6 protein-coding genes are annotated in these 5,356 nt (G+C 69.8%); 4 read left to right on the top strand and 2 right to left on the bottom strand.

Going from position 1 to position 5,356, the window contains the following annotated elements; genetic code table 11:
- Positions 1–215, top strand: a 215-nt coding sequence (locus tag SCA03_RS34265; RefSeq protein ID WP_269145217.1) for a tetratricopeptide repeat protein, incomplete at its 5' end; no start/stop codon positions are given.
- Positions 216–264: 49 nt separating this feature from the next.
- Here the strand turns inward: SCA03_RS34265 and SCA03_RS34270 are convergent.
- Together SCA03_RS34270 and SCA03_RS34275 are read right to left on the bottom strand one after the other, a co-directional pair.
- Positions 265–834, bottom strand: coding sequence for an SCO5741 family PH domain-containing membrane protein (locus tag SCA03_RS34270; protein ID WP_086814476.1), 570 nt, complete (start codon positions 832–834; stop codon positions 265–267).
- A 120-nt stretch (positions 835–954) separates the two neighbouring features.
- Positions 955–1,191 (bottom strand): hypothetical protein, encoded by a 237-nt coding sequence (locus SCA03_RS34275; RefSeq protein WP_030887403.1) that lies wholly within the window; start codon positions 1,189–1,191, stop codon positions 955–957.
- A gap of 298 nt (positions 1,192–1,489) precedes the next feature.
- Between SCA03_RS34275 and thyX the strand changes: the two genes are divergently transcribed.
- The 3 genes from thyX to SCA03_RS34290 all read left to right on the top strand — a co-directional run bounded on the left by thyX (position 1,490) and on the right by SCA03_RS34290 (position 5,139).
- A complete protein-coding gene (gene thyX, locus SCA03_RS34280; RefSeq protein ID WP_249400607.1) occupies positions 1,490–2,182 on the top strand; it encodes an FAD-dependent thymidylate synthase in 693 nt (230 codons plus the stop codon).
- A 219-nt stretch (positions 2,183–2,401) separates the two neighbouring features.
- A complete protein-coding gene (gene dapA, locus SCA03_RS34285; RefSeq protein WP_086814478.1) occupies positions 2,402–3,301 on the top strand; it encodes a 4-hydroxy-tetrahydrodipicolinate synthase in 900 nt (299 codons plus the stop codon).
- Positions 3,302–3,453: 152 nt separating this feature from the next.
- Positions 3,454–5,139 (top strand): ribonuclease J, encoded by a 1,686-nt coding sequence (locus tag SCA03_RS34290; RefSeq protein WP_030887410.1) that lies wholly within the window; start codon positions 3,454–3,456, stop codon positions 5,137–5,139.
- Positions 5,140–5,356 lie beyond the last annotated feature (217 nt).

Raw genomic sequence — 5,356 nt, forward strand, 5'->3', positions numbered from 1 at the left:
CCCGCCGCAAGGCCGAGGCCGAGCAGCAGCCGGACGACTGGCGGGTGTGGTTCCGCCTCGCCGTCGCCTACCACGACGCCCGGGACACCCCGCGCGCCCGCAAGACCATGGAGCACGCCATCGCCCTCCAGGCGAAGGAGGCGCAGCAGGGCGCGCGGCCCGGGCGCACCGGGCCCGAGCCCTCCGACGAACCGGCTTCCGGCACCCCGGCCTGAACGGGCCCGGAAGCCCGCGCGCCCGCGCCCGCGCTCGCGACGAGCGGGCTCAGCCGTGTGCGCGACCGGACTCGGCCGCCCAGGCCTCCAGGACGTCCGCGGCCCGCTCGAACGACCCCGGCCGGCCGAGGAAGTCGGCGCTGTGGTCGGTGAGCAGCACCGCACGCGTGCTCGACGACGTCCGGCCCGTACGGTCGAGCACCACGGCCTGCCCCTGCACCGTCCGCGGCAGCCCCAGCCACTTCACCGGCTGCTGGAGCGTCCGTATGGACTCCACCTCCCGCCACCGCAGCGTGCTCGTGCGCCACAGCCGCACCTGCCGCACCCCGTGCGCGCTCACCCACGTGCCCGCCTGGAGCAGCCGTACCGCCGCGGCGACGAGGAGCGCACCGAGCACGGCGCACACGACAGCGCTGACCGGGGCGCCGGCCAGCGCGATGATCAGCGAGGAGAAGAGGACGTAGGAGGCGAGCAGGAGCAGCAGCGCTCCACCGCCGACCCGCCACGGCCCCGGCCGGTAGGGACGCCGCCACTCCTCACGGTCGGCGTGCGGGGGCGGCACCGCCTGGGCAGCGAGTACTTCCGCCTCACGGTCGGCCGTCAAGAAGGGCAGGGGCACAGCAGGAACCTCGCTCACGGCAGCTCATGTCACAGGTGTGAGCCGTGAGAGTAGCGAGACGTACGAGGCCCGGCCACCCCGGGTCGGTACCGGAGGGGCCGGGCCTCGTCGTGTGTTCCGTCAGCGGTGCTCCGCCGCCGCCGGATTCTCGTTGCGGGGGCTGTCCTGGTCCGCGCTGAGCGCGGGGAGCCCGACCAGTACGGACCCCACCAGCCCGGCGACGATCGTGAGCCCCACCAGCGCGCTGCCGGCGACCTGCCGAAACGTCCGGCGAGCGCGAGGCGGCGGGGTGACGTTACTGCGGAACCGGTCGGCCTCGGCTATGAAGGCGAACGGTACGGCCTCTCCGCGGCTCATGGCTGACGCTCCTGTGCTTGTTCTGGGCTGCTGATGGGGAAACGTCCGGGCTCACGCAGGAGTGCCCGATCTCGACGGTCGCATGTGAAAAATATCAACCGCCCCGACGACGAATCGCACCGGGGTCCCGTATCAAGGGATCGAGTCACCTTTGTCCCGTCAAAACAGGACAAGTTGGCGGTCACGGTCGCCGGGCCGGGCTGTCGGCGGCTGCCCGTAGGCTGGGCGCGCCCTGGCAGACGTACGTGGAAGGACCCCGCCGGTGACCGACAGCCCCGCCCCGAGTTTCCGCAGCGACATGACCGTCGAGCTGGTCAAGCACAGCGCGGCCGACACCGATGTGCTCTGGGCCGCCCGGGTCTCCACCGCCGGCGAACAGTCGCTGGACGAGCTGAAGAAGGACCCCGAGCGCTCCAAGGGCCTGATCAACTACCTGATGCGGGACCGGCACGGCAGCCCCTTCGAGCACAACTCGATGACGTTCTTCATCAGCGCCCCGCTGTTCGTCTTCCGTGAGTTCCACCGCCACCGCGTCGGCTGGTCCTACAACGAGGAGTCGGGCCGCTACCGCCAGCTCCAGCCCGTCTTCTACGTCCCGGACGAGTCGCGCAAGCTCGTCCAGCAGGGCCGCCCGGGCAAGTACGAGTTCGTCGAGGGCACCCCGGAGCAGCACAAGCTCACGGTCGAGGCGATGGAGGACACCTACCGCACGGCGTACGCCCGGTACGGGGAACTGCTGGAGGCGGGCGTCGCCCGCGAGGTCGCGCGCGCCGTCCTCCCCGTCGGCCTGTACTCCTCGATGTACGCCACGTGCAACGCCCGCTCCCTGATGCACTTCCTCGGCCTGCGCACCCAGCACGAGCAGGCGAAGGTCCCGAGCTTCCCGCAGCGCGAGATCGAGATGGTCGGGGAGCTGATGGAGCAGCGCTGGGCCGAGCTGATGCCGCTCACCTACGCCGCGTTCAACGCCAACGGCCGTGTGGCGCCCTGAGGCTCCTTCCGGCGAAGGGGGCGTGCGAAGTGTCCGTATTGCGCTGTTTCCAGAAGTTCATCTAGGGTGAATAAGCGGTCTCGGCACTGTCTGAACCCCCGAGCAGACAGTGCCGGGGCCCCCTTCATTTGCGCCCCGGGCCCCGGAAACCCGTCGATCCCCGGCTCGAGTCCGCCCCGAGCGCGCAGCTCGGGCCACGCTGCGAGTAGCGTGGACCTCATGGCTCCGACCTCCACACCGCAGACGCCCTTCGGGCGGGTTCTGACCGCGATGGTCACGCCGTTCACCGCGGACGGCGCCCTCGACCTCGACGGCGCGCAGCAGCTCGCCGCCCATCTGGTGGACGCCGGCAACGACGGACTCGTCGTCAACGGCACCACCGGTGAGTCCCCGACCACCAGCGATGCGGAGAAAGCCCAGCTCGTCAGGGCGGTCGTGGAGGCGGTCGGGGACCGCGCCCACGTCGTGGCCGGCGCCGGCACCAACGACACCGAGCACAGCAAGGAGCTCGCCCGTGCCGCGGCGGACGCCGGGGCGCACGGCCTCCTCGCGGTGACGCCGTACTACAGCAAGCCCCCGCAGGAGGGCCTGTTCCGGCACTTCACCGCCATCGCCGACGCCACCGAGCTGCCGGTGATGCTGTACGACATCCCCGGCCGCAGCGGCGTCCCGATCAACACCGAGACGATCGTCCGCCTCGCGGAGCACCCGCGCATCGTGGCGAACAAGGACGCCAAGGGCGACCTCGGCCGCGCCAGCTGGGCCATCGCCACCAGCGGACTCGCCTGGTACAGCGGCGACGACATGCTGAACCTGCCGCTGCTGTCCGTGGGCGCCATCGGCTATGTCTCCGTGGTCGGACATCTGGCCACGCCGGAGCTGCGGGCCATGCTGGAGGCGCATCTGAGCGGCGACGTCGCCAAGGCCACCGAGATCCACCAGAAGCTGCTCCCGGTGTTCACCGGCATGTTCCGCACCCAGGGAGTCATCACCACCAAGGCAGCCCTCGGACACCTCGGGCTCCCCGCGGGGCCGCTGCGCCTCCCGCTGGTCGAGCTGTCGCCGGAGGAAACCGAGCAGCTCAAGCACGATCTCGCACACGGCGGGGTACATCTGTAGGTCACAGACTTCACAACTGCATACCGCCGGAAGACGGCAGCAAGTGCACAACCTCGACGCATCGAGCACGACACGTACGACCGCGTACGCATCTGAATACCGCGCGCCACGTGCCCAGGCGGGTGCGTGGCGCGCGTGGTAAGGAGAGTCTTTTGAGTCATCCGCATCCCGAGCTCGGCCCCCCGCCGAAGCTTCCCGAGGGCGGCCTGCGGGTCACCCCGCTGGGCGGCCTCGGCGAGATCGGCCGCAACATGACCGTCTTCGAGTACGGCGGCCGGTTGCTGATCGTCGACTGCGGCGTCCTCTTCCCCGAGGAGGAGCAGCCCGGGATCGATCTGATCCTCCCGGACTTCCACACGCTCCGGGACCGCCTCGACGACATCGTCGGCATCGTGCTCACGCACGGCCACGAGGACCACATCGGCGGCGTCCCCTACCTGCTGCGCGAGAAGCCGGACATCCCGCTGATCGGCTCCAAGCTGACCCTGGCCCTCATCGAGGCCAAGCTCCAGGAGCACCGCATCCGGCCCTACACCCTGGAGGTCGAAGAGGGCCACCAGGAGCGCATCGGCCCGTTCTCCTGCGAGTTCGTCGCGGTGAACCACTCCATCCCGGACGCGCTCGCCGTGGCCATCCGCACCCCGGCCGGCATGGTCGTCCACACCGGCGACTTCAAGATGGACCAGCTGCCGCTCGACGGCCGCCTCACCGACCTGCGGGCCTTCGCCCGGCTCGGCGAAGAGGGCATCGATCTGCTGCTGAGCGACTCGACCAACGCCGAGGTCCCCGGGTTCGTCCCGCCGGAGCGCGACATCTCCGGAGTCCTGCGGCAGGTCTTCTCCAGCGCCCAGAAGCGCATCATCGTGGCGAGCTTCGCCAGCCATGTGCACCGCATCCAGCAGATCCTGGACGCGGCACACGAGCACGGGCGCCGGGTGGCCTTCGTGGGCCGTTCCATGGTCCGCAACATGGGCATCGCCCGCGACCTCGGGTACCTGCGCGTCCCGGCCGGACTGGTGGTTGACGTCAAGACGCTCGACGACCTGCCCGACGACGAGATCGTCCTGGTGTGCACCGGCTCCCAGGGCGAACCCATGGCCGCGCTCTCCCGCATGGCCAACCGCGATCACCAGATCCGCATCGTGCAGGGCGACACGGTGATCCTGGCCTCGTCCCTCATCCCGGGCAACGAGAACGCGGTCTACCGCGTGATCAACGGCCTGACCCGCTGGGGCGCCAACGTGGTGCACAAGGGCAACGCCAAGGTGCACGTCTCGGGCCACGCCTCGGCGGGCGAACTGCTGTACTTCTACAACATCTGCCAGCCGAAGAACCTGATGCCCGTCCACGGCGAATGGCGCCACCTGCGCGCCAACGCGGAACTGGGAGCCCAGACCGGCGTACCCCAGGACCGCATCGTCATCGCGGAGGACGGAGTCGTCGTCGACCTGATCGACGGCAGGGCCAAGATCTCCGGCAAGGTCCAGGCCGGCTACATCTATGTCGACGGACTCTCCGTGGGCGGCGTCACCGAGTCCTCGCTGAAGGACCGCCGCATCCTCGGGGACGAGGGCATCATCTCGGTCTTCGTGGTGGTCGACAGCACCACCGGGAAGATCGTCGGCGGCCCGCACGTCCAGTCCCGCGGTTCGGGCATCGACGACGCGGACTTCGCCCAGGTGATCCCCAAGATCGACGAGGCCCTGGCGCGCTCGGCGCAGGACGGCGTCGCGGAGACCCACCAGCTCCAGCAGCTGGTGCGCCGCACGGTCGGCAAGTGGGTCTCGGACAGCTACCGGAGGCGCCCGATGATCCTCCCGGTCGTCGTCGAGGTCTGACGGACAGAGAGCGAGGGCGCCTCGATTTGCCTCCTGGCGCCCCGCTCCAGTACGTTTACATCTCCACCGCAACGGGAACCCGGGCGAAGCTCCGGGGGACACCGCGTGCGCCGGAGTCACTCGGACTCGGAAAAGAGCCGAAATAAGATTCTGGTAAGGTGGAAAACACCGAAAGGGAAGCGCCCGGAGGGGCCGGTGAAACGGTCTCGAAGGAAGT

Source organism: Streptomyces cacaoi (genome assembly GCF_006539165.1).
GTDB classification, from domain to species: Bacteria; Actinomycetota; Actinomycetes; order Streptomycetales; family Streptomycetaceae; genus Streptomyces; species Streptomyces cacaoi.

Bases quoted from the DNA above. Each gene is read 5' to 3' on its own strand.
- thyX (WP_249400607.1), top strand. From the start codon at position 1,490: ATGACCGTCGAGCTGGTCAAGCACAGCGCGGCCGACACCGATGTGCTC.
- SCA03_RS34275 (WP_030887403.1), bottom strand. From the start codon at position 1,191: ATGAGCCGCGGAGAGGCCGTACCGTTCGCCTTCATAGCCGAGGCCGAC.
- dapA (WP_086814478.1), top strand. From the start codon at position 2,402: ATGGCTCCGACCTCCACACCGCAGACGCCCTTCGGGCGGGTTCTGACC.